Raw genomic sequence first — 26930 nt, 5'->3', positions numbered from 1 at the left:
AGATATGGCGTGCGTGGATTTTTTCTTTATCGACAAACTCATCCGGGTTTGCGTCGAAATACGCTTTTACCTCTTTCGCATCGATTTTGATCGATTCGAATTGTTGTTGTTCCCATACTTTTGCCGCCAATTGTACTTTGAGTCGGCTGACGAGGTTTTCTAATTCTTGTTTGTACTCTTTGGTATCCAGTACTCCCGTTTTTTGAGCATCGTCGTATACCAGCTCCTGGGCTATCATCCCCTCTATGATACGTTGGCGCAATTCATTTTGCTTTTCGGAGGGGAGAGAATCAAATCGACCCTGTGTCCCCTCCAATAATACTTTATTTACTTCATCCGAGGTAATCTCATCTCCGTTGACGGTCGCCAATACAGCCGCAGATGCACTCGCTCCGCTCAACAATAAACCAAAAATCCAAGCGCTGTAATATCGCTTCATTGCTTTCCCCATAGTGTTCCCAACGTGTTAGGCGGGATTTGAATATGAGATTGTATGGCAGCAATTCTTAAATAGTTATTATGATAACTATTATTTTAATAATTATATGCTTTTCGTTTAATTTTCAGGGGATACATTATTCAAAACTAAACCAATTTATAGCCGATTTTGGCCAGATTGCAAAGATTACTGTCATCTCCCATTTTTTTGCGAAGTCTAAGTATAAGATTTTTCAGTGCACCGTCTGACATATCTTCATCCAATACTTGCGAAAACGTTTCATAAGAGATAATTTGCCCACGATGGGAAAGAAACAATTCTATGGCATGGATTTCGTTTTTAGTCAAAGCAGTTTTTGAACCGTCTGTCTGGACAAAACATTTTGCAAAATAATCATACGATATGCTCTCGTTGATTTTAGCTAACAGCAACCCATGTGTTTTGAGGCAATCGACCGCTGAATAGAGCACTTTGATCAAGTCGTTGAATTCAATCGGTTTGGGTATGTAATCAATGAGATTGAGCTTGCATGCGGCTAACAAATCTTCGGTTGCAACCGAACCGGATACAATGACGATGGGGATTTATCGTTTTGCTGACGTATTTTTTTGGCCACATCAATACCGCTTACATTCCCCATATGAATATCTAGAATCACAATATCAATCGGGTTTGTTTTATAGACGCTCAATGCTTCATTGCCATCAGCAACCGAATGAACCTTGCCCACAACAAGCTGAAGCGTTTTTTCCGTAATAGCGCGCAATGTGAGATCATCTTCGGCATACAATACGGATAAATTTTTAAACTCGTTGAATTTTGCCATACTACTATCCTTTAATCTTTAAATTTCGATGCGATATCGGTAAAACGCTCTAGATTAGCCATAAACAAATCGACCAGCTTCGGATCAAAATGGCGCCCGCGCTCGTTATTGATCAGTTCGATGATTTTATCCATCGGCCAGGCTTTCTTATAGACTCTGTCGCAGCTCAATGCATCGAATACATCCGCTAATGCAATGATTCGGCCGTAAATATGGATATTTTCTCCGCTCAGGGCATTCGGATAACCCGAACCGTCCCATTTCTCATGATGTTCATTTGCAATAATCGCCGCAGCCTGTAAAAGCGGTCGACTGGAGTTTTTCAAGATATCGTATCCGATGGCGCTATGGGTTTTCATTACTTCATATTCTTCGGGATCCAATTTACCCGGTTTGAGTAAAATAGAATCCGGAATCCCGATTTTACCGATATCATGCATCGGTGAAGCGCTGTATACCAAATGGGTCTCTTCCTCTTCCAAACCGTAAAGTTCTCCGAGCAGTTTGGAATATTTGGCCACACGCCGGACATGGTTCCCCGTCTCTTGGGAACGGCTCTCTCCAACCTCCCCCAGCAAGGAGAGCATTTCATGCTGTGTTTGCCAAATTTCATCGTTCAAATCGTAAAGTTCGGTCACATCATGGCTAATACTTATAAAATCGAGAATGTTTCCAAACTCATCCAAAATCGGTTTGATCGTTGTATCGGTAATATAGTGTTCCCCGTTCTTTTTGAGATTTTTAATCGTCCCCGTCCAAGTTTGTTTATTGAGGATGGTTTGCCACATATTTGCATAAAATTCAGACGTCATATCCGGATGTCGGAGTATACGGTGCCCCTGAGCCGCAATCTCATCAAAACGGTATCCGCTTGTTTTACAAAATGCCTCATTCGTATAAATGACATGCCCATGCATATCCGTTTTAGTCACGATTGTTGAGATATCGACAATCTCTTTGTATTGTTCCAAAAGTGTCGTTTGGTGGAGCAGGTCTTGTTTGAGCTGAACGGTCAGTTCATTCACCTTGCGCTGATTATAGATATTTGTTACCACTTCATGAATGATTTGTATCAGATTTTCGGTCTTGATCGGTTTGAGTAGAAATTGAGCTACACCCAGATTGATCAGATCTAACAAATAGCCGCCGTCTTCACATGCCGAAGTGATAATAATAGATTGCTGGGGGTTTAATTCCTTTATCTTTTTCACCATAACGACACCGTTCATCTCGGGCATCAAAATATCGGTTATGACAATATCAAATGCTCCCTCCTGATAAAGGTTCAATCCTTCAACCCCGTTGGAGGCCGTTACAACATTCGAAAAAATCGTCTCTAACAGTATCTTCGTATTTTCCCGTATCAGTGTCTCGTCTTCGAGATAAAGAACACTCATCCCCTCTGATATATGCGAGAGCTGATGTACAGTCTCTTTAAACGTCATTGCACTTCCTTTTCTAAAGGTAATTTAATTATAAATGTAGTCTCATCTGCTTGGCTAAAGGCATCAATAGTACCGTGACAGTGATCTTGAATAATCATTCGGCTCATATAAAGTCCTATTCCCGTACCGATATTTTTTGTCTTTGTCGTAAAATAGGGGATAAAGAGTTTGTTGAGTATTTCAGGAGCAATCCCTCCTGCATTGTCGTGAACCGAAAGAATGGCGTATTCGCTGTCTCCATCCAAAGTAATCCGAATATGTCCGTCGGAAATACGTTTCTCCATAAACGCATCCAATGAATTTTTCAACAATGCAATCAATACTTGCAGCACTTCATTTCGATATGTAAACAGTTTGGAATCCCTAAAAGAGATTTTCTCTACCGTGATTCCATGATTTTTAAGTGTATGATCAATCAGACTCAGCGCGTTATCAACGATAATCGAAAGGTCGAAATACTCTTTTGGTTTATCCGGACGGAAAAAATCCCGATACGCTGAAATGGTTTGAGAAAGATGGAAGCTTTGTTCCTCGATTTTGACCAGATTTTCTATCAAGGCAGAATCGTGTTCTTCCTTCATCAATTCTATCAAACGCATTTGAGAGGTTATTGCGTTTATAATTGCCAGCGGCTGGCGCCATTGATGGGCGATCATAGAGATCATTTCCCCCATCTGGGCTTGGCGGGTATTCATTCTGAAAATTCTTTCCTCTTCGATGTGCCCGGTTAAATCTCTGGCTATCATGATCAGTTTATTTTCATCTTCGTATCCGAATCCGGAAAGTGTAAATTCGATAATTTTTACCTCATCGGGTGCACTGAAAAGAGAAAATGAACACTCTTGTATCACGCATTCTCCCTGATATGCCAAATCGAGATAGTGCGTGAAACTCCCGTTCTGACATTCGATGTTATGTGCCAGAGTAAAAATATCTTTGCCGCACAACTCTTCTTTGTTCATTCCAAACAACGACAATGCCAATTCATTACAGTCAACCAGTGTATGATTTTCTAAAATAATAATCGCTTCATGTACCGATGCGAAAATTGTCCGATAAAATCTTTCGCTATCTTTGATCTGAAGTTGTGCGTGGCGGATATCAGTTATATCAATATACGCACCGACCACACCGACAATCGGACCATTGGTCTCTTCTCTCAAAGGTACTTTGGATGTACTCAGCCATTTTGCCTCCTCTTTTCCTTTTTCCTGCGGCTCTTCATAATTGAGTTTTGCCAATCCATTATGCATAACCTCATAATCGTCCTGTCGATACAGCGACGCTTGATTGTGCCAAAGTAATTCATCATCGCGCTTTCCAACGATCTCAGAGGGATTGTTTAATCCGGCATCTTCGGCAAACAAATTGTTGCATCCCAGATAAACAGAATCTTTATCTTTCCAAAACAACCTTACCGGAACTGTATTTATGATGGTTTTTAACAGTGTCCCTTCTGTAATGAGCTGTCGTTCTGCTTGACGCTGTGCCGTCATATCGATACAGATTTGGAGGGTTCCCGTCAGCTTACCTTCGGTTTTAATAGGGCTGATAGTGTATTGTTTATATTTATCGGCAAATGCTACTTCGAACGTGCCCGACTCTTTTTTTTCAATTGCCTGACACACGGCACATTCGGCAGGTGTTATCCCCGGAGGATGAAGCAAAGTATGATTATCTTGACCGATAAACTGATCGGATGAAGCAGAAGAACACTCTGCCGTTGCACGATTGGTCTGTCGAATAATTCCATCATTATCGACAACGATGACAGGGACAGGAATCGCATCATACGCACTCGAAGCTTTAGCCAACATGGAAAACGGCTCTTTTAGAGCCGTAATAACAATCCCTCTGAAAATCATCCAATAGGTAAGGAATTTAAAAATATGCCCTAAAAAGTTCATAAAACCGTACACGTCGACATAGAGAGTAAAACACGCTTCCGCTACAGCCCCAAGTACTAACGAGGAACGAATCATCCGATACATAAAGGGGTGAAATTCTCCTCGATGAGAACGATACATCATCACTCCGATCAACGAGGCGAAAATGATGATGTATTCCAAAGTGATTTTCGTTGTACTCAATCCCTCCCCCACTACATACATTAGAGGAAAGAAGCCCTGGAATGTACCAATGTAGATACCCGATGCGATGATTCCCATCACCAAAAATATGCTCCGAGGAGAAATCCTGTCAAAACGGATAAAAGGGGCGATCAATAGCGTCCCGGTTTGAAGAAATCGGGCAAAAATCCACAATGTTGTCGAAGGATTCGGATTCATAACATCGCCATAAATATTCATTCCGTAATAACTGAGCATATGCATCAAATCAAGCAAAGCGGTCCAAAAAAATCCAATCCCTAAAAAAAGTAAGAAATCGTTACGGGTAAACTTATACATAAAGTAAGCGATGATGGCTATCATAATTCCGACAATCACCGAAAATACTTCTACGAGGACATGGAAGAACAGATACCCTTCACTCACCCAAACCCCAATCAATACCATCATTAATATCAACGGGGTTATCACACCGGCAGGATCAAAGCAATTAAAGTTTTTAAGCCTATTAAACATTTGAGCTCCCATTATTTCCATAAGGCAATTTGATACTGAACGTCGTTTCGTTTCCTTCGCTGAACACTTCGATGATCCCCCCGCAATGTTCCTCAATAATAACTTTACTCATATACAACCCTAATCCCGTACCGTATTGCTGATTTTTGGTCGTAAAGTAAGGGACAAACAATTTTTTCATCACTTCCGGCGGAATTCCTCCAGCATTGTCGTGAATCGATATGACCCCGAAGTTTCCTTCCTGAGCAATTGTAACTTTGATTTTTCCCTGATTTACTCTGCTCTCTTCAAATGCGTCCAGTGAGTTTTTCAACAATGCAATCAAAACTTGCAGCACTTCATTTCGATACGTAAACAGTTTTGGATCGGAGTTCGATATTACTTCGATCTCAATACCGTTGTTTTTAAGCGTATGATCGATCAAATCAAGCGCATGACTCATAAGCGTATGAAAACTGAACGCTTCTTTGGGCTTATCTGGACGGAAAAAATCTCGATAATCCGTTATCGTTTGAGAAAGATGGATGCATTGTTCCTCAATCTTTCGGAGATTTTCCTGCTCAGTCTCATCCTCATTCCCGTCCATTAGCCTCTGCAGTCTCATTTGTGATGTAATGGCGTTGATAATGGCAAGAGGCTGACGCCACTGATGGGCTATCATGGAGATCATCTCTCCCATCTGAGCCTGACGGGTTTGCATTTTGAATAATTTTTCTTTTTCGATTCGTTCGGTTATATCTCTGGCAATCATCACCAGTTTGTTACTATCATTGCGACCGAATCCTGAAAGGGTGAACTCAACGATTTTTGTCTCGTTATGGGTTTTCAAGGTTAAAGAGCATTCTGTTGTTGTAGAGTCACCGTTATAAGCTGTATCGAGATAAAAGGCAAAACTGTTTTCCCGACACACGATATTGCGAGCGGTATCAAAAATATTCATCCCGATCAGATGCTGTTTGGATATCTCAAACAGATGCATCGCCTGATCATTGCAGTCAATGATAATATCTTCGCTTAAAATACAGACTGCTTCATTAATCGACACAAACATCGTCCGGTAGAACTCTTCGCTCTCTTTGAGCAGACGTTCGGTTTCTTTGCGTTTGGTAATCTCCCGAAAAGAAGCATACAAATATTGAATGCCGTCTATATCAATACGCCGAGCAGTAATCTCTGCATCGAACAAGGTCCCGTCTTTGCGTCGAAAAACCGATTCAAAACTCATCGGTACCGACGCTACAGCATACAGAGCATTCCGTATCTGTTCAGATGACAGTTTGGCTTCCCAATCGTAAACGCTCAATTTTGGGATATCAGAAACATCATAACCTAGCATTTGAAGAAACGACGGACTGCATTCGATCAGTTTTCCATCGGTATCAAGTATATGGATACCGTCGACGGAGGAATCCAATAGCCTCTTAAGCCAAGAGCGGCTTGATTCAATCTCAAGGGTATTTTTCTGAAGCATTTTTCGACTATACAACAGCTCTAAAATAATATAGAAGAGGAGGAAATATATCCCCAGTCCTCCCATGGCGACAAGAATGGGATAAAAACCGTTTGTCGATGAATCAAACTGTCGCGTACTGTAATAATAAAGATGCCATACCTTTCCTCCGAGAGTGATAGTTCGATGAGAGGTATGTTTGGAACTGTATCCGTATCTCTCGGAACGATAAAGCAAATGCTCTTTTGAACGCTGAGGAGAGTCGTATATTTCGATCTTCACCATAGTGTCATGGGCTTCCATAGAATCGATTAAATCGTTCATACGAAACGGGCTATACACAAATCCGACCAAGGCACGACGCCGTTCTTCGATCGTATTGATCGGTTCTCCCGTTTTATAAAACGGAAGGTACATCAAAAACCCTGCCTGTACCTTCTCATCGATCTCCTGAACCAATTTGACTTTTCCGGAAATCGATGCTCTGCCTGTATCAGCCGCCCTTTGCATCGCCTCATGGCGTATAGGGTCAGAATACATATCGTATCCGATGGCTGCAAGATTGCGTTTATCCAGCGGTTCCAAATAGAGAATAGCACTGTAGCGTTCTCTTTTACCGGCGGGTTTAAGAACAAAACGGGGGTATCCCTCTTCCTTCATTCTCTTCTCTATGGCACTAACCTGATTAGGGAAAAGCATGATCGAATACCCTATTCCCTGTACTCCCGGATAATATTTTTTAGGATTAAGCGTCTGTACAAACTGCCGCCACTCTTTACGCGAGACATAATCACTCCCTTGCATAAATCCGACTCCGCTGAGCAACGCATTTTCGTATCGATGTATCCGTCGATCGATAGCAGTACAATTCTCATGGACATAATGTTCAAAAAGATTTTGGGAACGCGTAAAAAAATATCGATCCGCACCCCACCAAACAAGTACTACGACAATGATGGAAAAGATGAGACCCGATACGGTAACAAGTCGTCTATGAATCAAATCAGCAGTGTGAGGAGTGTGTACAATAAAATGCTTTAACATGGATGCTCAAAAAAATTCGATATCGCCGGATTCGGCTTTATCAGGATGAATCAGTCCTATAATCTGCTGAATGCTGAGCGAAGTCGGCTGATGAATATGATGGATGTTTTTCATAGCCATGCTCTCAGTGGAAAACCGTTTGACATAAAGACGCAAATCAATGCAAACGGCATCAAAAAGTCTCAAAAGCAAATCGGCCTTTTCATTCAGCAGTGCTATAAAATCGTTCTCTTCGGCAATAACATGGGCTAATGCACCCAGCTTTTCCGCCAAAGGATCTAAAAAGGGAGAATAATGGAATAAAATAGCGGATATTTTCATCATATCATCCCGTATTCGATGGATATGCTCGATCTGCTTATTCTCGACATAAAGCGAAAGCTCTTCGGGAATTTCGTTTAACAAATCGGTTATCTCTTCGCAATCGTCTTGGATCAATACCACCTTTTCATCCCCTTGGTCTTCATCTTTTGCAAAATACTCTTCTAAGAGCCGTGATCTCTCTTCCGGCTTTGTCTGAGCATAAAGATCTCCGAGTTGTTCGTTTTTGATTGCAACCGTATGCAAATGCGATGTGAGCATGCGGACTACCGTTTTAAGCTGTTTGCGCTCCTCTTGAAGTGTTTCGAAGAGTGCTATGTTCTCCTTTTGGGCATCCGCATCACGACATACAGGATAAAGTGCGGTGAGCATATCGTTTAGATTGAGTGGTTTGAGGATAAAACTGCTGATTCCTTTGCGCATTAAATTCATCAATATTACGGGTTCGTCATGTGCCGAAATCGCGATAATCTTTTGCTCCGGATTGATTTCTCTAATCCGTTCAATCATCTCGATTCCGTTCATCACCGGCATATTAATATCTGTGATGACAATGTCATAATGGGTGTTGTTATAGCTATCCAATCCCGCTTTTCCATTATTTGCGAGATCAATATGTGCAAAAAAAGGTTTAAATACTTTTGCCGTTTCTTCTCTCACGGAATCATTGTCTTCTACATACAATACGTTCAAACGTAAGGAAAACTTTTGCAGATCTTTAAATGTTGCCATCTGTTCTCCTTACCGTATTTATGAACCATTATAAAAAAATAAAGTCATAAAACTATCATAGAACTTAGAGCAGTTCGAGAATACCGTTCGCCACTTTGGACAACGGCAACTGTCTCTCGACTCCGCCTAGCTCATACGCTACTTTCGGCATCCCATACACGACGCAGCTCGCTTCATCCTGACCGATCGTTCCTGCACCTGCATTGCGCATCGAAAGCAACCCTCGCGCACCGTCTCCGCCCATCCCGGTCAGTATAACTCCGATTGCATTAGATCCTGCTATTTTTGCGACAGAATTAAACAAAACGTCTACTGAGGGACGGTGTCCTGAGACCTTTTCTCCACTCCCGATTTCAACGTAATATCGGGCTCCTGAACGGCGAACAACCATATGATAATCTCCCGGAGCGATCAACACGAGACCCGGCGTTATAGAGTCGCCGTTACGCGCTTCACGCACTTCCATCGCACACAGTGAATTGAGTCTCTCTGCAAACGGACCTGTAAAATTAGCCGGCATATGCTGAACGACAATTGTCCCAGGTGCGTTTCTCGGTAATCCCATCAACACGTCTTTGAGCGCTTCAGTCCCCCCTGTCGAAGCACCGATGGCCAAAATTTTATGGGTCGTTTCAGCCAGTGAAGTAGTATTTGCCTGCTGAGGATTGCTTAAAATACGTTTTTGGACCCGTACTTTCGAAGCGACTTTTATTTTTGAAAGCAGCTCGTCGCGCATCTCCTCTTTACCGTCATAAATATGCGAATGGGGTTTTGCGACAAAGTCGACTGCCCCTGCTTCCAGCGCTTCGAGGGTTGTTTTCGCACCGTTTTGGGTTAATGAGGAGACCATAATGACCGGTACGGGCATATAATGCATAAGGCGCTTTAAAAAGGTGATCCCGTCCATACGCGGCATTTCCACATCCAGACAGACGACATCCGGGCGCAATTCGACAATTTTATCCCGTGCCACATACGCATCCGAAGCGGTTGCTACCACCTCTATCATAGGATCGGATTCCAAAATATCCCGTAAAACTGCCCTAGCCGTTGCACTGTCATCTACGATCAATACACGAATTGCCATCTCATCCTCCTCCACTCATCATATCGCTGCGTTGCGCGTATTTTAAAAGCACTTTGCCGCGTTCTAAATCAAACTGTATCTTCCTTCCGTTTTGTCCGCCGACATCTTCGGCCACAATGGAAATTTTGTACTCTTTCAAAATTTCCCTGGCAACCAGTATGTTTTTTTGTCCGATCATCATCGCATCCGATGCACCTATATTCATCGAAGCCCCTCCGAATATTTTGGCTTGCAATGTTTTAGGGGTTGAACCTTGAGCAAGCATACTATCGATCAATTTCGGTATCGCAATATTGCCGAACTTCGGAGACTGCAAACCGTTCCCGTTCCAAAACGGAAGGAGGTAATGGTTCATACCGCCGATACCGAGCGACATATCATACAAGCATACGGCGACGCATGATCCCAAGACCGTCGAAATAGCATGTGGAGCATTATCCACATGGATTTGACCAACATGGATGAATGTCGAGCTTCCCTGTATCATCAGAGTTCAATAGCATCATCGAACGATTCAAATAAAAACTCATTTGAACCGCACGCTTCAGAGTCCGGAAGAGAGATTTGCAACGGTAAACTGATCACAAAAGTAACCGATGTCTCATCGTTGCTGTAATCTATTTTGCCGTCCATCCGTTCACAAAACTCTCTGGCAACACTTAACCCAAGACCCAGTCCATGGTTCCCCTCCGGGCCATGGGCAAAACGGGTAAACACCTGCGGCTTGTATTCCACTTTCGGTGCTTCTCCACGGTTTTTAATCGCTATGATCAACTCACTCCCGCTCTTTGAAATATCTACATGGACTATTTCATTTTCAAGCCCGTAATCACACGCATTCCCCAAAATATTTTTAACAATAAGATAGAGTTTTTTGGGGTCAGAAACAATCTTGTCAGACAAGGCATTATGTACGGTTATCGCAATATTTTTTTCCTTGAGACGGTATTTAAATGCTTCGATCGCTTCTTCAACCAAAACTTCCGGATCAACCAGTGCATACGTCAAATCGATGTTTCCGCTCTCTATCTCAGCAGCCGCCACTAAATTTTGGATACGCGAATCCAGTAGCAGAGCCTCTTCGTGTACCAGCGCAAAAATTTCTTTGCGCAGATCACCGCCCACAGGTGCCAAATGGGGAATCATCCCCAAAATGGCCGTCATCGGGTTGTTAAGTTCGCTTGCAATCAACGATAAAAATCGTGATTTAGCTTTTTCGCTTTCAATAAGCTGTTTGTTGAGTTCTAAAATTTTTCGGCTTAAAAAAGCGATTTCATCATTTTGTATTTTTTCCATAGGTTACTCTTCGTATTGCATTATCGCAGATATCTCTTCTGTTAAATTCCTCAAGCGAAGATCGATCTCATGCGATTTTTCAATCATATTTCTATTTTCAGCGGAAAAATCTCCCCCGATTTTCTGCATTACCTCTATCTCGGCTGTCGTTTCCTGCACCAAACTTTTGAGTTGAGAAAAAATCACTCCGAATCGGACCGACTCGTCATGACTCCCCGCAGCTTCGATAATGCCGTATATCTGGATATATCCCAAATACATCATCTGCTGCTCCAGCTGGTTCAAATTTTTTAATGCATCCTGAATCTCTTGATCCAGTTTTGCCTGAATATGTTTGGACTTATCCGCATACTGTGCCACCAAAGCAACTAAATCCGAAATGTTGGCAATAAGCTCCGGGATCTGAATTGCACTGTTTTTAGTAGAGACTTCCTGAATAAAGTAAGTGACCATCTCAATTTGAAGACGCATCCCCGCAACGGCAAAAATGACCGTATTCAAGGCATCGGAAAAATGTTGAACGATCTCATCGATTCGGCTGATTAATGCCTCATTTTCTTTGGCATTGGAACGGATATCGCTGGCCAATACACCGAACGTCTCTCCTCCGCTCTCGACTTTATACGACGAAACCGATGCGTTCAGCGATAAAAACACGATATCTCGGGCCAATTCACGGAGCTTCTGCCCTTTTTCTTCAAAGGTCGATTTGACCTGCGTAAAAAGATCAATTTTTTCAAACCACGCATCGTACTGACTCATCAATTCACAGCTATACCCGTAAACACTTTTCAGTTTTTTTAGAGAAGGACGCAATATCTCATAATCATCATGAATAACAGCCGGAGAAACATTGTTCTGTCTCCAGTTCAGTTCCTGTAACAGCGCATCGTTCATAAAACGATCATAATTTTCATACCCGAGTGCCTGTAACAGTTCCGGCAAGATTCTCGAACTGTCGTCCATCCCTCTGACACTTTCGGCTTTTAATAATTTAGGATACAGCTCTTTCGCCGCGGCAAGCAGTTTTGTATTGGGTTTGATACGAATCGATATATACCGATCTTCAAGCGGAAATACTGCGGCTAAAACCCAGTAATATCCACCTTGTTTTGTCTTGTTTTTGACATACGCCACAATCGGCTTATCATCGAGCAAATAGTCCCATAACGTTTTAAATATGACTTTCGGCATATCCGGATGGCGGATAATATTGTGAAAACTACCGAGCAGTTCTTCTTTCGTATATCCGCTGATCCGCACAAATACATCATTTCCTGATCGGATTGTACTGTCCTGATCAGTGATTGAAAAAAAGAGTTCATTAAACTCAAACTTTGCCTCTTTAAGGGTCAAAGCGTGTTCTGTTTTCTCCATGTGAACCCTTTACAGTCGTTGATAAATGGACGAACCCAACAGCTTTAGTGTTTCTCGATGGGTGGTCAACGATTCGGAGCTCCCTAAAAACAAGGGTGCACCTTTCGGTAAGAGCGTTGTAAATCGCCCTATTAATTCATGACGGGTAACGTCATCAAAATAAATCATAACATTACGGCAAAAAATCATATCGAACCGATTTTTGATAAAAAACGGGTCAGTAACGAGATTGTACTTTCGAAACAGTACTTTCTCTCGCAGATGGGGAGCTATTTGGTAACTGATCCCATCCTCGGTGCGTATTTTGTCAAAGGAACGATGGACAATCTCTTTGGATAGAGGCTCAACATTTTTAGCGTCATAATGTCCTTTAATCGCGTGAGATAATACTTTAGTCGAAATATCAGTCGCTAAAATCTTGATATCCCACGAATCAAAATCGTGCAAATGGTGCTGCAAAAACATCAAAATCGTATACGGTTCTTCTCCGCTCGAACACCCTGCCGACCAAATACGAATTTTCTTATCCCGTTTAGATGCGACCAATGCGGGCAAATAGCTCTCCAGCCATTTCCACTGTGCACTCTCTCGAAAAAACGAGGTAACGTTAGTCGATATGGCACTCACGAACAGTGCGAGTTCATCCCCCGACGTATCGTTTACCAAGTAATCATAATACGCCCGAAAAGAGGTGAGATTCAGCTGGTTCAGCCGTTTATTCAGCCTCCCTTTGACAAGCGTGCTCTTTTGATCCGAGAGAGAAATCCCTACTTTTTCGTAAATGTACTTTCGAAAAAGGGTGAACTCTTCCGCCCTAAGCTCAATTTCCGCCATTATTTCCCTCAATCAGCGGGCGCAGCTCATCCACATTGAGGATTAGCGCAATATCGCCGCTTCCTAAAATCGCTCCGCCGGAAATCTCTTTGAGTTTTGCCAATGATTTGCCCAGAGGTTTAATGACGACCTGTTGTCGTCCGACGAGTTCATCCACCATAATGGCGATACGTCCAGCCTCGGTTTCAACACACACCAATATCCCTTCCCATGGCTCTATTCGCTCGGCAGGCAAATCAAAAACGTCACTGAGCCGAATCACCGGAATGTGCTGACCGCGCAATGAAACGAACTCCCCTTTTTCTTTAAGGGCATGCACAATTTCACGCTCCGGTCGGAATGATTCAACGACACTCAATGTCGGGATAATATAGATCTCGCCTGCCGCTTGCACCAGCATCCCGTCAATAATTGCCAACGTTAGAGGAAGAACCATCGAGAATGTTGTCCCCTCCCCCTCTTTCGAATCAATCTCGATCTTGCCGCGCAATTTTTCGATGGACGTTTTAACAACATCGAGCCCGACACCGCGCCCGGACAAGTCACTGATCGTATCGGCAGTCGAGAATCCCGGCTGCATAATAAGACCGAATATTTGGCTGTCGCTCAAATTTTCATCTCCGGTGATAATGCCTCTCTCGATTGCCTTTCGGAACACTTTATCTTTGTTGATACCGCGTCCGTCATCGCTGACACTGATCACGATACTGCCGCTTTTGTGATAGGCACGAAGGGTGATATTCCCCTCAACTTTTTTACCCGCTGCTAGACGCTCATCCGCGTCCGCTTCCAGACCATGGTCAATCGCGTTACGGATGATATGGATCAACGGATCGGAAAGACTGTCGATCATTGTTTTATCAATCTCCGTCTCTTCACCTAAGACATTCAGATGAAGCTCTTTTCCTGTCTTTTTCGAAGTGTCTCGAACTACCCGTTTCATCTTATCGAACGTATCGCGAATCGCGACCATCCGAAGGCTCATCACCCGGTCTTGGATCCGTTTGGTGATTTTGGAGAGGGTTTCGATCGTACGACTGATCGATTCATCTTCGATGGAGCGTATTTTTTCGTTTTGGGCGATAAAGTTTTGGGCAATAACCAGTTCACCGACCGAATCGAACAGTTCATCAAGTTTGAACGTGTCGATACGGATCGTCGATTTAGCTGATGTTGTGCTTATGCTGCTCTCTCTGCGATCCTCTTTACGGCGGTCTTCCCCTTTGCGCATCTCTATGACCACAGGTTCTTCTATCTGTGGTTCTGTCACAGCCGCTAAAGGTTTGATCAGAACGACTTTGTATTCATGATCGAATAAGAACTCAAAATTTTCGCGTACATCTTCCATGTTTTGGGGTGTCAAAAGTACTGCACACATATGGGAAATTACATTTTCATCCACAGTGAACGTCTCAAGTGTACGTACACCTTCCATATTGAAAAAGCTCTCCAACGATACGGCGTTCTCTCTCAAAAGCCCTAGAAAAAGGAGATGATCGAATCCCCGCTTGTATGCATCGCCATCCAGCGTCAAATCGATCCGATAGAGATTCAATCCCTCGGCCTGAGATGCCTGATGTATCAAAATACTCTCGTTTACACTTTCTTCAAACTGTTCAGAACAGCTCAACCCGAATTCGGATGCCAAATCCAGCATCATCGGCTCTTGCGCCATTTCTACTGACGGTGTTGAACTTACGTTACGTTTTGAAGCGATCAAATTTTTGATTTTCTCTAAACACTCACCGTAATCACCCGGTAAATCAGGAAGAGCATCGAGCTCACATATCATTACCTCTTTGATGACATCGACACTTCCGACAAAAAGTTCGAGATGATGTTCTTCCACATCCTCTTTGGTATTGCGATAATGATCAAGTACGTCTTCGAAATGGTGAACGAATTCGCCCAGTCGGGTAAATCCAAATGCATTGGCATTCCCTTTAAGCGTATGAACACCCCGAAAAATTTCGTTCAATAGGTCAAAATCAGCTGAATTTTCTTCAAATCGGAGAATATCCACATCAAGCTTTTCGATGATCTCTCCCGCTTCTTCGATAAATATCGCTTTGACTTGTTCTTGTTTAGTCATAACAGATCCAATGCAATGTTCCATAAACGTTAGAAGTTGTCGTCCCTCTCTCTAAAAAAGGAATTCTCAACTCCGGACGGGTTCGTTTGAGACTCGTCAAAAGAGCCAAAAGTGCGCTGCTTTTGAGGGTCCCTCCTTCTTCTACCTCGATCGTCTCGATGTATTCGATACGAGGACGAACGAACTGTTCAAATTCACGCACCTCTTCCATCGACATATCCAATCCGATCGTTAATGCATCTCCGTCGAATTGCATTTAAAACTCTTTCAAATCATCTTCATGAAGAGGGAAAATTTCATCGGCTTTGGAAGAGATCGCTTTGTGCTTTGGAGCCGCTGTACGATGGGCAATGATCGGATTCGGATCCAAACGGTGCAGATTCACTTTTCGTGCAGTTGCTGCCGGTGCATCGCTTTCCATCCCGACCATTTTTGCCAAGATACGGACAGTTTCCATCATCGATGTCGCTTGTGCATTAAGCTCTTCTGCCGCAGCGGCTGCTTCTTCGGAGTTGGCGGCAACTTGCTGGGTTACTTGGTCTACTTGACCCATCGCCTGATTGATCTGTCCCATACCTTCTGCCTGTTCTTTACCGGCAATAGCGATTTCGCCGATCAAATCCGATACTTTTTTGCTTTGTTCAACGATCTCCTGGAACGATGTATGGGTTGCAAGGGCGATTTGATTCCCCTCTTTGATCTGACCTACGACCTCTTCGATAATCACAGAAGTCTCTTTAGCCGCAGACGCTGCACGTTGTGCCAAATTTCGCACCTCATCAGCAACGACTGCAAATCCTAAACCGTGTTCACCCGCACGTGCCGCTTCGACTGCCGCATTGAGAGCCAAAAGGTTGGTTTGGAATGCGATTTGATCGATGGTTTTAATAATACCTGAGATTTTTGCCGCCGATTCTGTGATCGCATGCATAGAATGGGAGAGTTGTTCCCCTTTTTCATACCCTGCTTTCGCCGAATCGTTTGCATTTCTCGCCAAAATGTCAGCTTGACGTGCATTATCCGTGTTTTGAGTGTTGATCGCGGTAGACTCTTCGAGGGTTGCACTGACTTCTTCAACACTGCTTGCCTGCTCGCTCGCCCCCTGTGCCAAAGATGACGACGATGCCGCGACTTGATCCGATGCCGATGTAATCTGCATCGCACCGTCACGAATCGAAGTAACACTTTGCGTGATTGAACGGGTGATCGAACGGATCAATACCCATGCCAATAAGACTGCAAAAAGGATAGAAACAACGGCAACGACCATAAACATTTGTTTGTATGCCGTAGATTCTTCTTTTGCTACTTTATTGGTCTTATCAATGACGTCCTTATTAATATCGTATACTTTTTGAAGCGAATCCGTCATAGCGATACGATCTGAGCGAATGGCCTCGATTTTCGCCGTCATAACATTAAAAAGTGCCTCAATTTGAACCGGATCATTGGTTTTTGCCAATCCTTCGACGATCTCTTTTTGAAATTTCTCACTCTCTTTACGCCATGTTTCGTAATTTGATTTAAAAACTTTCCACTCAGTCGCTTCTTCCGGAGTTTGCGGAAGCGGCTCATAGATTTTCATCCCTTTATCGATGCGATCAAACCCTTTTTGAATTTCATCCGATGCATTCGCCATTTTATCCTGCAGTGCTGGATTGCCTTTGAGCCCGCGAACGCGGTTCATCTGAATGGCAACCAATTGGGTACCGTTTCGGATGGTTCCGACACTTACTAGTGACGGAACACGGACATCACCGATCTCTACAATATCAGACTGCCATCCTGCTGTAGCATTAAAGCCCATATACCCAAGAACCATCATTGCTACGACCATCACGCCCGTTAGCAACATCAATTTACTCTGCAATACCATATTTTCCAACCACTTCATATTATTCTCCTTCACTTATCTGTATTTTTTGAATCTGTTCAAGACTAACCAGCTCATCCGCTTCAAAGAGCTTGAGCACATCCAAAATCATCACCACGTTCTCTTCGATTTGCGCCATCGAGCAGATAAAATTGGTATCGATATGGCTTCCGAATTTAGGGGGTTCAGACATATGAGACGAATCAATCGATGCGACCTCTTCAACACGATCGACAATAAATCCGATATTGACTTTTTCCACTTCGACGATAATAATCGCCGTGTGCATGTCCGCTTGTCTCTCTTCCATACCGAAGCGAAGCCGTGTATCGACCACAGGGATAATCGATCCGCGCAGGTTGATAACACCACGCATGTATTCAGGGGTTTTAGGGACATTGGTCACTTTCATCATTGCTATGATCTCTTTGATTCTCCCGATGGCAATCCCGTACTGTTCTCCCCCTAAAAAAAAGGTAAGATACCGTTCCCGTCTTGTCTGAGCACTGTTTTGTTCCATGACGTTATACTCCCAATACCATTTTGAGTGATTTCACCAGCTTATCATCGCTGAAAGGTTTGACCATCCATCCCGTCACACCGATCTCTTTTCCTGCCATTTTCATCTGTTCGGAACTCTCAGTCGTGAGGATGATGATCGGTTTTGTTTTATAGCGATCATCCGTTTTTATCGCACGGGCCAAATCCAATCCGTTCATCTGAGGCATGTTCACATCGCTGATCAAAAGATCGAAATTTTCGCTTCCGGCTTGCAGGGCACTTAAAAGCTCTGCCGGATTTAAATACGATTTGAACTCAATAACACCGCTGCCGATCATTTGTTCCAACGCCAACTCTGCCGTAGCGATCACCGCTCTGGAATCGTCCACTATAATTACCCGTTTTGCCATTTGTTTTCTCCTTTGTGTGTTTTAAAAAAATTCCATGTCGTTATCATCGTCGACATCCAGTTCCTTGTCTCCGATAATCCCCTCTATCTGCATACAGGAACTGAAGAATGAACTGTCCAGATAGTGGATATCCCCGGTATCTTGCAAGGCGAAAATATGTTCTCTCCATGAAACAAGATCCAATCCCAAATGCTCTAGCAACATCACAAGCGTTTTGACTTTTGTGTTGTCTTGAGCCACGGATTCTGCATGCTCTTTTAAAAAGGCTCCGAGCGATGAGAGGGCATATGCCAATGCCGTAAATTCAAAGAGGTTATTGATTCCGCGTACATAGATCCCCAATACCCCGTCCGCAAATTCATGGAGATTTGCCACGGTCGGTTCCGATTCAAAGGCACGAAGTTTTTCTCCCCACTCTTCATCCAAACTTTCCAAATCGCGAATCTCATCGAGTACGTCGCCGCCGATATCCCGTACATAATCCACAGCAGCCGTTTTATGGACAAAACTTTGTCGCAGAAGCTCTTTCTCTTCGGTATCGATCACTCTGGTTACTTTGGCTACCTCTGCTACCGCTTCGACCACCGGTTTAGTTTCAACAACAGGTTCAGGTTCGACAACAATGTTCACAGGGTGTTTGACTGGCGCTTCGACTGCATTGATTCTAGGTTGGATCGTCTGAGCTATTGGAGTTTTGTGAAGTTTATTCTCATCACAGATCCGAATACGGATACAGGCAATGTTCTCGCGCAGAACGCAATCGTCTCCCATCTCATCGATCAAACCTGTAATTTTCAAATTTGTATGGATAGGATTATCAAATTTCATCGTTACAAAAATCTCTTCAAAACTCTCTTCGACAATAATGCTCATCGCATCTTTATCACGGGTGCTGTGGCGCATGAGTTCATACAAAAGTTCCAGTGTGGAATCGACTCTATGACAGGAGGTTGTCATTCTTTGTTCGCATTGCGACAATATCCACATTCCGAAATCCATCATCGCTTCCGCATCAGAGATATCGAAAATCGTTTTAAAATGGCGGATATCCGTACAAAAAGGGTTCAGAGTATCTTTAGGAGAGAGTTTTTTAAAATTCCCCTCTTTCGAACGGATCAGATCGCCGAAACTTTTGAGTTTAAATCGGATCAACTCTTTATCGACCGGCTTATGGATATACGTCCCGACACCGATCTGTGCCATATTGGTTTCCATATGAGGATCCATAACAGCTGTCACTACCATGATGACCGTTTCCGGATAGCGGGCTTTTATGATTTTTGATGCTTCAAAACCATCTAGACGAGGCATCATGACATCCATTAATACGATATGCGGATGCCACGCTTCGACCGATTCAATCGCTTCGATTCCATCGCTCGCTTCCCGTATCTCAAAACCGTCAAGTTTTTGACAGATCGCTTTTAGGATCAAACGGTTGTCCTCCACATCATCAACGATCAAAAGCTTTAACTCATTCATTGCTCTACGTCCTGTCGAAGTTTCATTCGGCAGAAATCTTATAGGTAAAGAATCACAAAAAAATCACAGCATTTACAATTTAGCTTTTTAGAAGTCAAATGTTTCAGAACGGTTACAAAACACTAAAGTTGGAATGCATGAGATAGTTTTATGATTTTCTCTTTGTATGATCCAGTTTAAATACTATAAATAAAAGAAATAGAAGAGAACAAAATTGCATACGATTATAGATGAATTAAAGAGATTAGGTGAAGAGATAAAAGTGCTTTATGTCGAAGATAACAAAGGTTTGCGGGAAAGTGTATCCGAGCTTTTAAAAAAGCTATTTCCGTACATCTACACAGCTGAGAACGGAGAGGCCGGTTTTCAGCTTTACCGTGAACACAACCCCGATATTGTTTTAACAGATATCAAAATGCCGGGGATGAGCGGTTTTGATTTAGCGAAATTGATCAAAGAGGATAATAATGATGTCCGTATTATTTTTCTCTCTGCATTTGATGAGAAAGAATATTTGCACGAAGCCATTGACATTGGAGTCTTTCGCTATCTCTCAAAACCGACCAAGGTACCTTTACTGGTTAGCACCTTGCATCAAGCCGTCCTTTCAATCCATAATGAGCGGAATAAACGGATTTTCGAAAGACAGTTAAACGATATTTTCAATTATCAAAACAATCTTCTTATGATGTTTGAGAAAGGAACCCCTATCCTTGTTAATCGACAGTTTCTCGATTTTTTCGGTGTAAAAAGTCTTGAAGAATTTATACAGCAACATAATGAACTCGACACATTGCTTCAAGAACACCAGGGCTTTTTGTATTCGACATCGGAATCCGGATGGTTTGAAAAAGCACTTGAAAATCCGGGCAAGCTGTTTCATGCCAAAGTAGCGAATCATTCCAATGAAGCCCGGCATTTGATAATGAAGCTTAGAATAATTCCTGATAAAGAGGGATTTGTCATTCTCTCATTTGATGATATTTCTGATTTAAATCTGATGATGATTTTCGACGGCAATGCGGCTAAAAACGACAAAAAACTTCACGACACCAGTGCAGTACTGAAACTCATGAATGTCATTAAAGAGAATGCTTCTGAAGTCAAACTTCATAATTTTTATCGCGGTTTGACCATCGTAAACAGTGCGCTTTTGATCCAAATGGATGAAAAAAATGTCGTTCTAAAAACAGCGCACTCCCAGCTCAAGGCGATCAAATTGGCTAAAAATATTACGATTACGTCTGAACTGTTTCCCTTCAGTGTCTTATGCAAAATAGCCAACAGCATTGATTTTGATCAGCAGACCGTAACTTTTTCCGATATGCAGTTTGTACAGGAAAGTGCGGACCAAAGAGTCAATATTCGTCTCGAACCCGATGAAGAACGCCACAGCGTGACCCTCTTTCGAAATGAGATAAAATTTTTCGGAAAAACTCGGATTATTGATATTTCGATTTGTTCGGTTAAAATCGAGATTGATGCTCTACCAGCGGGTCTCACCGTCGGAGAGAGCGCCAAAATTGCTGTGGTTCTCGAAACCGATTTGCAGCCGGTGAGTCTATCCATAATCGGGACCGTCTACCGGATTGACAGTTTTTCCAAAAGTTTCCATGTGGTACTTCTCTTTGAACTCACTGCACCCAATAGCGATAAATTACTCGGATATATCGCAAACCGACAAATGGAGCTGATACGTGAATTCAAAGCTCTTTAAAATCCTCTCTCTCCTCCGTGACAAAAATGTATTATTATCTAAATCCGTTCTGATTGCTTGGCTGGGGTTTTTCATCGCAGTCGTAATCACAATTTTATTATGGATAAATGCACAAAAAAATACTTTAGAAGAGGCGAAGACTCGTTTTAATATTTCCAATGCCAATGCCGTTCATGAGATCACTGCGCGCATGCATACCTATGAAAATACATTAAGAAGCGGTGTTTCATTATTGAGTACGGTAGAGCGAATGAACCGAAAAAAATGGAATATTTATATCTCGAGAATGCAACTTGCTCAACACTATCCGGGATTCCAGGGGATCGGATTTACAAAAGTGATCCCGCAGAAAAAACTTGTCGAACACATTGCAAAAATTCGTGCTGACGGGTTTGTGCAATACTCTATCAAACCTTCATACAAAAGGGCAGAATATCACTCAATTATTTACCTTGAACCGTTGGACGAGAGAAATAGACGGGCTATCGGATACGATATGTTTACCGATCCGATCCGCCAACAAGCCATGGTACACGCACGGGATACGGGGCTTACAACTCTCTCAGGAAAAGTGACATTAGTTCAAGAGCAAGCGACCGATATCCAGCCAGGTTTTTTAATGTATGTTCCATATTATGCAACTCAGAATCCTCTAATGACACCATCACAAAGACGAGCCCATCTGGATGGATTTGTGTACGCCCCATTTCGTTCCAAAGACCTTATGAACGAAATTTTACTTCATAAGAATCCCAATATTTCGATAAAACTGTATGATGGTACATCCATCTCGGATAAAACACTTCTGTATGAGAGCAGTAATACGCTCAATACCAATCCCCTTTTTACAGAAACGATTCCTATTGTGATGTACGGGCGGACTTGGACGGCAGTTTTTCAAACCCTTCCCTCTTTTAAATCAACCCTGAATAACAATCCTTCCAGATTGATCATTTTAGCCGGTTTGCCGATCTCATTTCTCTTATTGCTGACAATCCTCTCATTTTCCCAAACTACTAAACAGGCACAAAGTTTAGCACGTAAAATGACTGTAGAGATACAAGCACTTAATGATGAACTTGAAAATATGATCAATACAGCCCCCAACCCGATTATAGTCCATACCGAAGACGGAAACATCGTGAAAATCAATAAGACATGGACTGATATATGCGGCTACACCCATGAGGAGACGCCGACTACAGACAGTTGGGTTGACAAAGTCTACAAAGAACACCAAGATGAAATAAAAACTCATATCCGAAATCTTTTTAATATCACACACAAAGTCGATGAGGGAGAATTTTCATTTTTCAGTAAATCTGGAACAAAAGTTACATGGCAATTCAGTTCGGCCCTTTTTGGGATCATTGATGGAAAAAAAGCTCTTATTTCGTCTGCAATGGATATAACGGAACTAAAAAATAAAGACGACATGATGATGATGCAATCACGGTACGCGGCAATGGGAGAGATGATCAATATGATTGCGCATCAGTGGCGGCAGCCGCTTGCTTCTATCTCAAGTATTTCGGGGCTATTGAGTCTCGAAGCGATGATGGATCAATACAATAAAAACCATTTTATTGAAAAGCTCGATTTGGTTAGTGATCTTTCTGTGGAACTATCCGATACTATCAACGATTTTAGAAACTTTTTCAAAGAAGATAAAACAAAAGAATTGACAACATGGAAAGAGCTGCTTGAGGGGTGTCTAACGATCATAAAACCAATTTTGACTACTAAATCCATTACAGTTGAAACAACATATCACGAGGATCATCCTTTTATGACCTATCCGCGTGAATTAAGACAGGTAATCCTCAATATTCTCAACAATGCAGAAGATATACTTATGGAGAACGCGATTTCCGAACCAAAAATAAGGATCCGCACATTCTTAGAAGAAAAAATGAGCTGTATGGAGATAGAAGATAATGGGCGAGGAATACCAGCGGAAATAATCAATCAAATTTTTGATCCTTATTTCAGTACTAAAATGGAAAAAAATGGGACCGGTATTGGCTTATATATGTCGAAAACAATCGTTGAAAAGCATGGAAAAGGATCTTTACACGTTTATAATACGGCTCGAGGTGCATGCTTCAAAATCTCTTTGCCGCTTGATAAATAGTGTTACTCTCATTTAATTCTCTATCCAACTATTTTCTGCACACTTATGATAAAACAGCTCCCTACTCCCTCCTCTGAACGCAGTTGCAGTGTCATCCCCATCGCAAGGGCATATTCACGGGAGATACTCAGCCCCAATCCGGTTCCGAACCCATGATCGCGCACCTGTTGAAACGGTTCAAAGACAAGATCGACTTTCTCTTTGGGTATCCCGATCCCACTGTCCTCAACCTCGATTAGATAGTGATGATCCGTTTCCCGAATCCGTACTTCGACAAACCCGACGGTTGTAAACTTCAATGCATTGGAAATGAGATTCGTAATAATTTGTTTGAATTTCAGAGGATCGCACAAAATCTCTATGAAACTTTTATCCGATCTAAACCGGTAGTCGATTCTAAGGTCTTTGGTGAGACTGTAGCAGTTTTCATACGCCTCTCTGAGCAACCCTATCACGTTGTGCTTGCCCATTGCCATTTCGGTTTTTCCTGACGTGATTTTGGCCATGTCTAAAAGCGAGTTGATCAACCCCAAAAGCTGTTCGGAGTTTTTATAAGCTCTTTTGAGATAGGTTTTGACCAGTTCTTTGCTTACTTCATCCTCTGCAATCTCATCATAACTCTCTAGCGCCTGATCTGTAAAATTGAGGATTGCATTGAGTGGGGTACGCAGCTCATGCGACACCTGATCGAAAAATTTTGTTTTGGCTTCGAGGGTTTGAATCGCTTCCTCTTTGGCCTTTACCATCTCTGTAATATCATGACGGATGGAAAGAACTTCGATAATTTCATCATCTTTATTTTTGATCGGTATGATACTCGTCGCAAAATAGTGCAACGTTCCGTGTTTACCGATATTTTTCAGAACACCCTTCCAAATTTCTCCCCCATAAACCGATTCAAACGCCATTTTTTGACACACAACATCGTTATTGGATTCAAATAAAATCGAAACATGCTGACCGATCAACTCCTCGGGCGTATATTGGAGGGTTTTGCATAATGAATCATTGACGTAGGTCATCACACCGTTTAGATTGCATCGGGCGACCAGATTTGAAATATCGATCGCCTGATTGTATTGACTCAGAATATATTGTGTCTGGGCTTTCTCATGGTTACTTGTTTTCAGACCCTCTTCGAGAATGCCTTTATAGCTCATCATGTCAGTAACATCGGAAAAGGTGATGACATATACTTCATGATTTTGATCCAAACGTGTAACCGAGACCGAAAAAGTAAAAATCGTATCTGCCCCTTTGATCCCGACTTTATAATGTTTTTTTTCTTCGGATAAAACAGTATCGATCCATCGATTATTGAGATACCCTTCATACACGTATCCATATTTGTCGATTGTCAAAAACTGTTCATAAAGACGAAATGAAGGCGCAAACACATCAATATCAAGTGAGTCGAAAAAAGTGAGAAATGCCCTGTTGGCATCGATTATCTGATCTCCGTCACTCAAGGCGATCATCCCGTCCGTGAGATGGAATATAGATTTGTAATATCGATAGGCAGGATCATCCGCTTTTAGAGTATGCTTTAACTGCTCTTTGGGTGAGAGATTGCGAATATCACTTTCCATTAAAAGACTCTCCATGAATTATCCAAGATCGTAAACATATTCATCGGTATCTTCCGGCTGATTTGCACAAAAAAGTTTGATTTTCATGTCTTCGGTGATGATGTGATCGATCAGTGCTTTTTTAATGATAAATTTGAGTTTGGTCTGAATCATCGCTATCGTCGGAGAATTCGTAACCGACGTATTGAAAAATTCAATAATTTCACGATGGAGTTTTTTATGATATTCCAGTTCGGGGAATCTGATTTGTTGCAGATATACCTCTTCATCATGAAAGTGCTCACTCATGTAGCGGCTCAATTCACCCAGTATATGACGAAGTTCCTCTTTTGTCGACGTTACGGAATCCAGTGAAGCGATTCGCCCCACTATTTCGAAAAGATATCGATGCTGTTCATCGATCCCTTTGATCCCTAAAAGATACTGATCCCCCCATTCCAAACCTGTTGCCATATTGATCCCATAGTAAAATAGATACGTACTAGTATTCTATCGATTTATCGGTTATTTTTTTGGCAAAGCAATACAACCTGCCTCAATCTCTTCACGTGAAGATTTAATCAAAGATTGTATTTTCGGATCGTCTGTTACAGCCTTATCGAGCAGTTTTAATGCTTCATCGGATCTGCTGCTGCGACATAAAAGCATCGATAGATTGTTCAGTGCAAGTGCGTGAGACGGTTTTAAAGCTAAAAGCTTGCGATAATTTTTCTCTGCTTCTGAAAAATTCGAGACGTTGAATTCGGCATTGGCTAAAGCAAAAAGGATATCCGTATCTTCCGGCCAACGTATCAGTGCGCTTTGATACGCCCTAATCGCGCCCAAACGATCTCCTGCTTTCTCAAATTCATATATAGATCGTAAAACTGTTTTCGATGAAACCAACGCAGGAAGCTCCCCCGGAGGAAGCAGAACAACACCCCAGTTACCGCTTCGTTTCCACAATGCGGCAAAGGTTGCAAGGGGTACTGCTTCATTCGGCTGATCCGAAAAATGGACGATGATCTGCCTTTTTTCCTCATCATATCCGATCACCGGTGCATAATGCCAAAGCGGATGCCATGAAAAACTGCGGTTTACCAACACGATCACGGGATGATGCGCCGAAAGCTCTGCAAATAGCGCATCAAAGGTTGGCTCCATCGGATAGGCAATCAGACCGTTTGCGCGAGCAGATGTCATCATCTCTATCTGCAACGTACCCCCTTTTGCCGGAATCAATGTATACCCGTCCAGTTCCTGCATGGTGAGTTTAGGAATATAGGAGGTAGTAGATTGCCAATACGACGAAACCATCTCAATAGAGGTTGAACCGCACAATTCGGAACGAGGAGGAATAAAAGGGACATTGATAGCAGATGATGCGTAATGTTGTTCGGGAGGAAACGGCTCTTTAGGGACGCATCCCGTTGCCATTAAAGTGACAACGATTGCGTAAAGTACTATACGATAGTAATGCGACATAATATTAACGTACTGAGCGTGTAAATCCAAACACTTTCGTAAATCCGAGGATATCGGTAATCAATAAAACGACAAATACAAAAACAACTGCCCCGATGATACCACCGAAATCACCACCTGCCGGTAATGTATCGATTTGAGAAGAGATTTTTGATACTTCTTCATCACTCATCAGCGCAATTCTTTGTTCGACCATTTTAGGATCAACGCCCATGGATTCAAATGTTTTTGC

At 42.5% G+C, this 26930-nt stretch carries 23 protein-coding genes and 1 pseudogene; 2 read left to right on the top strand and 22 right to left on the bottom strand.

Annotated features, from left to right (window positions below; genetic code table 11):
- From PHP90_RS08785 to PHP90_RS08700, 18 genes and pseudogenes are all read right to left on the bottom strand, one after another.
- A pseudogene (locus tag PHP90_RS08785) lies at positions 1-439 on the bottom strand (SurA N-terminal domain-containing protein); the annotation flags it as partial.
- Positions 440-585: 146 nt separating this feature from the next.
- Positions 586-981 carry a winged helix-turn-helix domain-containing protein gene (locus PHP90_RS08780; RefSeq protein ID WP_299928354.1) on the bottom strand — a complete coding sequence of 132 codons (396 nt, stop codon included), beginning with the start codon at positions 979-981 and terminating at the stop codon, positions 586-588.
- Positions 975-1265, bottom strand: coding sequence for a response regulator (locus PHP90_RS08775; RefSeq protein ID WP_299928351.1), 291 nt, complete (start codon positions 1263-1265; stop codon positions 975-977). The genes PHP90_RS08780 and PHP90_RS08775 overlap by 7 nt, the downstream gene beginning before the upstream one ends.
- Before the next feature lie 11 nt (positions 1266-1276).
- A complete protein-coding gene (locus PHP90_RS08770) occupies positions 1277-2710 on the bottom strand; it encodes an HD domain-containing phosphohydrolase (RefSeq protein WP_299928348.1) in 1434 nt (477 codons plus the stop codon).
- Complete coding sequence (locus PHP90_RS08765; RefSeq protein WP_299928345.1) at positions 2707-5295, bottom strand: MASE3 domain-containing protein; 2589 nt, start codon at positions 5293-5295, stop codon at positions 2707-2709. The genes PHP90_RS08770 and PHP90_RS08765 overlap by 4 nt, the downstream gene beginning before the upstream one ends.
- Positions 5288-7747, bottom strand: a complete 2460-nt coding sequence (locus PHP90_RS08760; protein ID WP_299928342.1) for a CHASE domain-containing protein — start codon at positions 7745-7747, stop codon at positions 5288-5290. The genes PHP90_RS08765 and PHP90_RS08760 overlap by 8 nt, the downstream gene beginning before the upstream one ends.
- A 48-nt stretch (positions 7748-7795) precedes the next feature.
- A complete protein-coding gene (locus PHP90_RS08755) occupies positions 7796-8842 on the bottom strand; it encodes a response regulator (RefSeq protein ID WP_299928339.1) in 1047 nt (348 codons plus the stop codon).
- 64 nt (positions 8843-8906) lie between these two features.
- Positions 8907-9929, bottom strand: a complete 1023-nt coding sequence (locus PHP90_RS08750) for a chemotaxis response regulator protein-glutamate methylesterase (RefSeq protein WP_299928336.1) — start codon at positions 9927-9929, stop codon at positions 8907-8909.
- A gap of 1 nt (position 9930) precedes the next feature.
- On the bottom strand, positions 9931-10416 hold the full coding sequence (locus tag PHP90_RS08745) for a chemotaxis protein CheD (RefSeq protein WP_299928333.1): 486 nt from the start codon (positions 10414-10416) through the stop codon (positions 9931-9933).
- Positions 10416-11225, bottom strand: coding sequence for a HAMP domain-containing sensor histidine kinase (locus tag PHP90_RS08740; RefSeq protein WP_299928330.1), 810 nt, complete (start codon positions 11223-11225; stop codon positions 10416-10418). Before PHP90_RS08740 ends, PHP90_RS08745 begins: the two co-directional genes overlap by 1 nt.
- 3 nt (positions 11226-11228) lie before the next feature.
- A complete protein-coding gene (locus tag PHP90_RS08735) occupies positions 11229-12602 on the bottom strand; it encodes a PAS domain-containing protein (RefSeq protein WP_299928327.1) in 1374 nt (457 codons plus the stop codon).
- 9 nt (positions 12603-12611) lie between these two features.
- Positions 12612-13436: a protein-glutamate O-methyltransferase CheR gene (locus PHP90_RS08730; RefSeq protein WP_299928324.1), complete on the bottom strand. Its 825-nt coding sequence runs from the start codon at positions 13434-13436 to the stop codon at positions 12612-12614.
- On the bottom strand, positions 13423-15528 hold the full coding sequence (locus PHP90_RS08725; RefSeq protein WP_299928321.1) for a chemotaxis protein CheA: 2106 nt from the start codon (positions 15526-15528) through the stop codon (positions 13423-13425). The genes PHP90_RS08730 and PHP90_RS08725 overlap by 14 nt, the downstream gene beginning before the upstream one ends.
- Positions 15521-15784 carry a hypothetical protein gene (locus tag PHP90_RS08720; RefSeq protein WP_299928318.1) on the bottom strand — a complete coding sequence of 88 codons (264 nt, stop codon included), beginning with the start codon at positions 15782-15784 and terminating at the stop codon, positions 15521-15523. The genes PHP90_RS08725 and PHP90_RS08720 overlap by 8 nt, the downstream gene beginning before the upstream one ends.
- On the bottom strand, positions 15785-17422 hold the full coding sequence (locus PHP90_RS08715) for a methyl-accepting chemotaxis protein (RefSeq protein ID WP_299928315.1): 1638 nt from the start codon (positions 17420-17422) through the stop codon (positions 15785-15787).
- A 1-nt stretch (position 17423) separates the two neighbouring features.
- Positions 17424-17921: a chemotaxis protein CheW gene (locus PHP90_RS08710; protein ID WP_299928312.1), complete on the bottom strand. Its 498-nt coding sequence runs from the start codon at positions 17919-17921 to the stop codon at positions 17424-17426.
- Between the two features lie 4 nt (positions 17922-17925).
- Complete coding sequence (locus PHP90_RS08705; protein WP_299928309.1) at positions 17926-18312, bottom strand: response regulator; 387 nt, start codon at positions 18310-18312, stop codon at positions 17926-17928.
- A gap of 21 nt (positions 18313-18333) precedes the next feature.
- Complete coding sequence (locus PHP90_RS08700; protein ID WP_299928307.1) at positions 18334-19794, bottom strand: response regulator; 1461 nt, start codon at positions 19792-19794, stop codon at positions 18334-18336.
- A gap of 214 nt (positions 19795-20008) precedes the next feature.
- Between PHP90_RS08700 and PHP90_RS08695 the strand changes: the two genes are divergently transcribed.
- Positions 20009-21511 carry a response regulator gene (locus PHP90_RS08695; protein WP_299928304.1) on the top strand — a complete coding sequence of 501 codons (1503 nt, stop codon included), beginning with the start codon at positions 20009-20011 and terminating at the stop codon, positions 21509-21511.
- On the top strand, positions 21492-23645 hold the full coding sequence (locus PHP90_RS08690) for a CHASE domain-containing protein (RefSeq protein WP_299928302.1): 2154 nt from the start codon (positions 21492-21494) through the stop codon (positions 23643-23645). The genes PHP90_RS08695 and PHP90_RS08690 overlap by 20 nt, the downstream gene beginning before the upstream one ends.
- A 20-nt stretch (positions 23646-23665) precedes the next feature.
- Here PHP90_RS08690 and PHP90_RS08685 read toward each other — a convergent pair whose 3' ends face one another.
- The 4 genes from PHP90_RS08685 to PHP90_RS08670 all read right to left on the bottom strand — a co-directional run.
- Complete coding sequence (locus tag PHP90_RS08685; protein ID WP_299928299.1) at positions 23666-25234, bottom strand: ATP-binding protein; 1569 nt, start codon at positions 25232-25234, stop codon at positions 23666-23668.
- Positions 25235-25252: 18 nt separating this feature from the next.
- Complete coding sequence (locus PHP90_RS08680) at positions 25253-25687, bottom strand: hemerythrin family protein (RefSeq protein ID WP_299928296.1); 435 nt, start codon at positions 25685-25687, stop codon at positions 25253-25255.
- A gap of 51 nt (positions 25688-25738) precedes the next feature.
- Positions 25739-26698: a PA2778 family cysteine peptidase gene (locus PHP90_RS08675; RefSeq protein ID WP_299928293.1), complete on the bottom strand. Its 960-nt coding sequence runs from the start codon at positions 26696-26698 to the stop codon at positions 25739-25741.
- Between the two features lie 4 nt (positions 26699-26702).
- Positions 26703-26930, bottom strand: a 228-nt coding sequence (locus PHP90_RS08670; RefSeq protein ID WP_299928290.1) for a PA2779 family protein, incomplete at its 5' end; no start/stop codon positions are given.

It is taken from the genome of Sulfuricurvum sp. (assembly GCF_028712165.1).
Classification (GTDB): Bacteria; Campylobacterota; Campylobacteria; order Campylobacterales; family Sulfurimonadaceae; genus Sulfuricurvum.
Note: the sequence above shows the minus strand (reverse complement) of the source record. Positions and strands in the feature narration are given on the sequence as shown.

What these genes read in the sequence shown, in the direction of transcription:
- PHP90_RS08775 (WP_299928351.1), bottom strand. Translation starts at nt 1,265, where the DNA reads ATGGCAAAATTCAACGAGTTTAAAAATTTATCCGTATTGTATGCCGAA.
- PHP90_RS08705 (WP_299928309.1), bottom strand. Translation starts at nt 18,312, where the DNA reads ATGGCAAAACGGGTAATTATAGTGGACGATTCCAGAGCGGTGATCGCT.
- PHP90_RS08700 (WP_299928307.1), bottom strand. Translation starts at nt 19,794, where the DNA reads ATGAATGAGTTAAAGCTTTTGATCGTTGATGATGTGGAGGACAACCGT.
- PHP90_RS08680 (WP_299928296.1), bottom strand. Translation starts at nt 25,687, where the DNA reads ATGGCAACAGGTTTGGAATGGGGGGATCAGTATCTTTTAGGGATCAAA.
- PHP90_RS08750 (WP_299928336.1), bottom strand. Translation starts at nt 9,929, where the DNA reads ATGGCAATTCGTGTATTGATCGTAGATGACAGTGCAACGGCTAGGGCA.
- PHP90_RS08735 (WP_299928327.1), bottom strand. Translation starts at nt 12,602, where the DNA reads ATGGAGAAAACAGAACACGCTTTGACCCTTAAAGAGGCAAAGTTTGAG.
- PHP90_RS08715 (WP_299928315.1), bottom strand. Translation starts at nt 17,422, where the DNA reads ATGAAGTGGTTGGAAAATATGGTATTGCAGAGTAAATTGATGTTGCTA.
- PHP90_RS08685 (WP_299928299.1), bottom strand. Translation starts at nt 25,234, where the DNA reads ATGGAAAGTGATATTCGCAATCTCTCACCCAAAGAGCAGTTAAAGCAT.
- PHP90_RS08765 (WP_299928345.1), bottom strand. Translation starts at nt 5,295, where the DNA reads ATGTTTAATAGGCTTAAAAACTTTAATTGCTTTGATCCTGCCGGTGTG.
- PHP90_RS08755 (WP_299928339.1), bottom strand. Translation starts at nt 8,842, where the DNA reads ATGGCAACATTTAAAGATCTGCAAAAGTTTTCCTTACGTTTGAACGTA.
- PHP90_RS08730 (WP_299928324.1), bottom strand. Translation starts at nt 13,436, where the DNA reads ATGGCGGAAATTGAGCTTAGGGCGGAAGAGTTCACCCTTTTTCGAAAG.
- PHP90_RS08720 (WP_299928318.1), bottom strand. Translation starts at nt 15,784, where the DNA reads ATGCAATTCGACGGAGATGCATTAACGATCGGATTGGATATGTCGATG.
- PHP90_RS08710 (WP_299928312.1), bottom strand. Translation starts at nt 17,921, where the DNA reads ATGGAACAAAACAGTGCTCAGACAAGACGGGAACGGTATCTTACCTTT.
- PHP90_RS08745 (WP_299928333.1), bottom strand. Translation starts at nt 10,416, where the DNA reads ATGATACAGGGAAGCTCGACATTCATCCATGTTGGTCAAATCCATGTG.
- PHP90_RS08675 (WP_299928293.1), bottom strand. Translation starts at nt 26,698, where the DNA reads ATGTCGCATTACTATCGTATAGTACTTTACGCAATCGTTGTCACTTTA.
- PHP90_RS08725 (WP_299928321.1), bottom strand. Translation starts at nt 15,528, where the DNA reads ATGACTAAACAAGAACAAGTCAAAGCGATATTTATCGAAGAAGCGGGA.
- PHP90_RS08740 (WP_299928330.1), bottom strand. Translation starts at nt 11,225, where the DNA reads ATGGAAAAAATACAAAATGATGAAATCGCTTTTTTAAGCCGAAAAATT.
- PHP90_RS08770 (WP_299928348.1), bottom strand. Translation starts at nt 2,710, where the DNA reads ATGACGTTTAAAGAGACTGTACATCAGCTCTCGCATATATCAGAGGGG.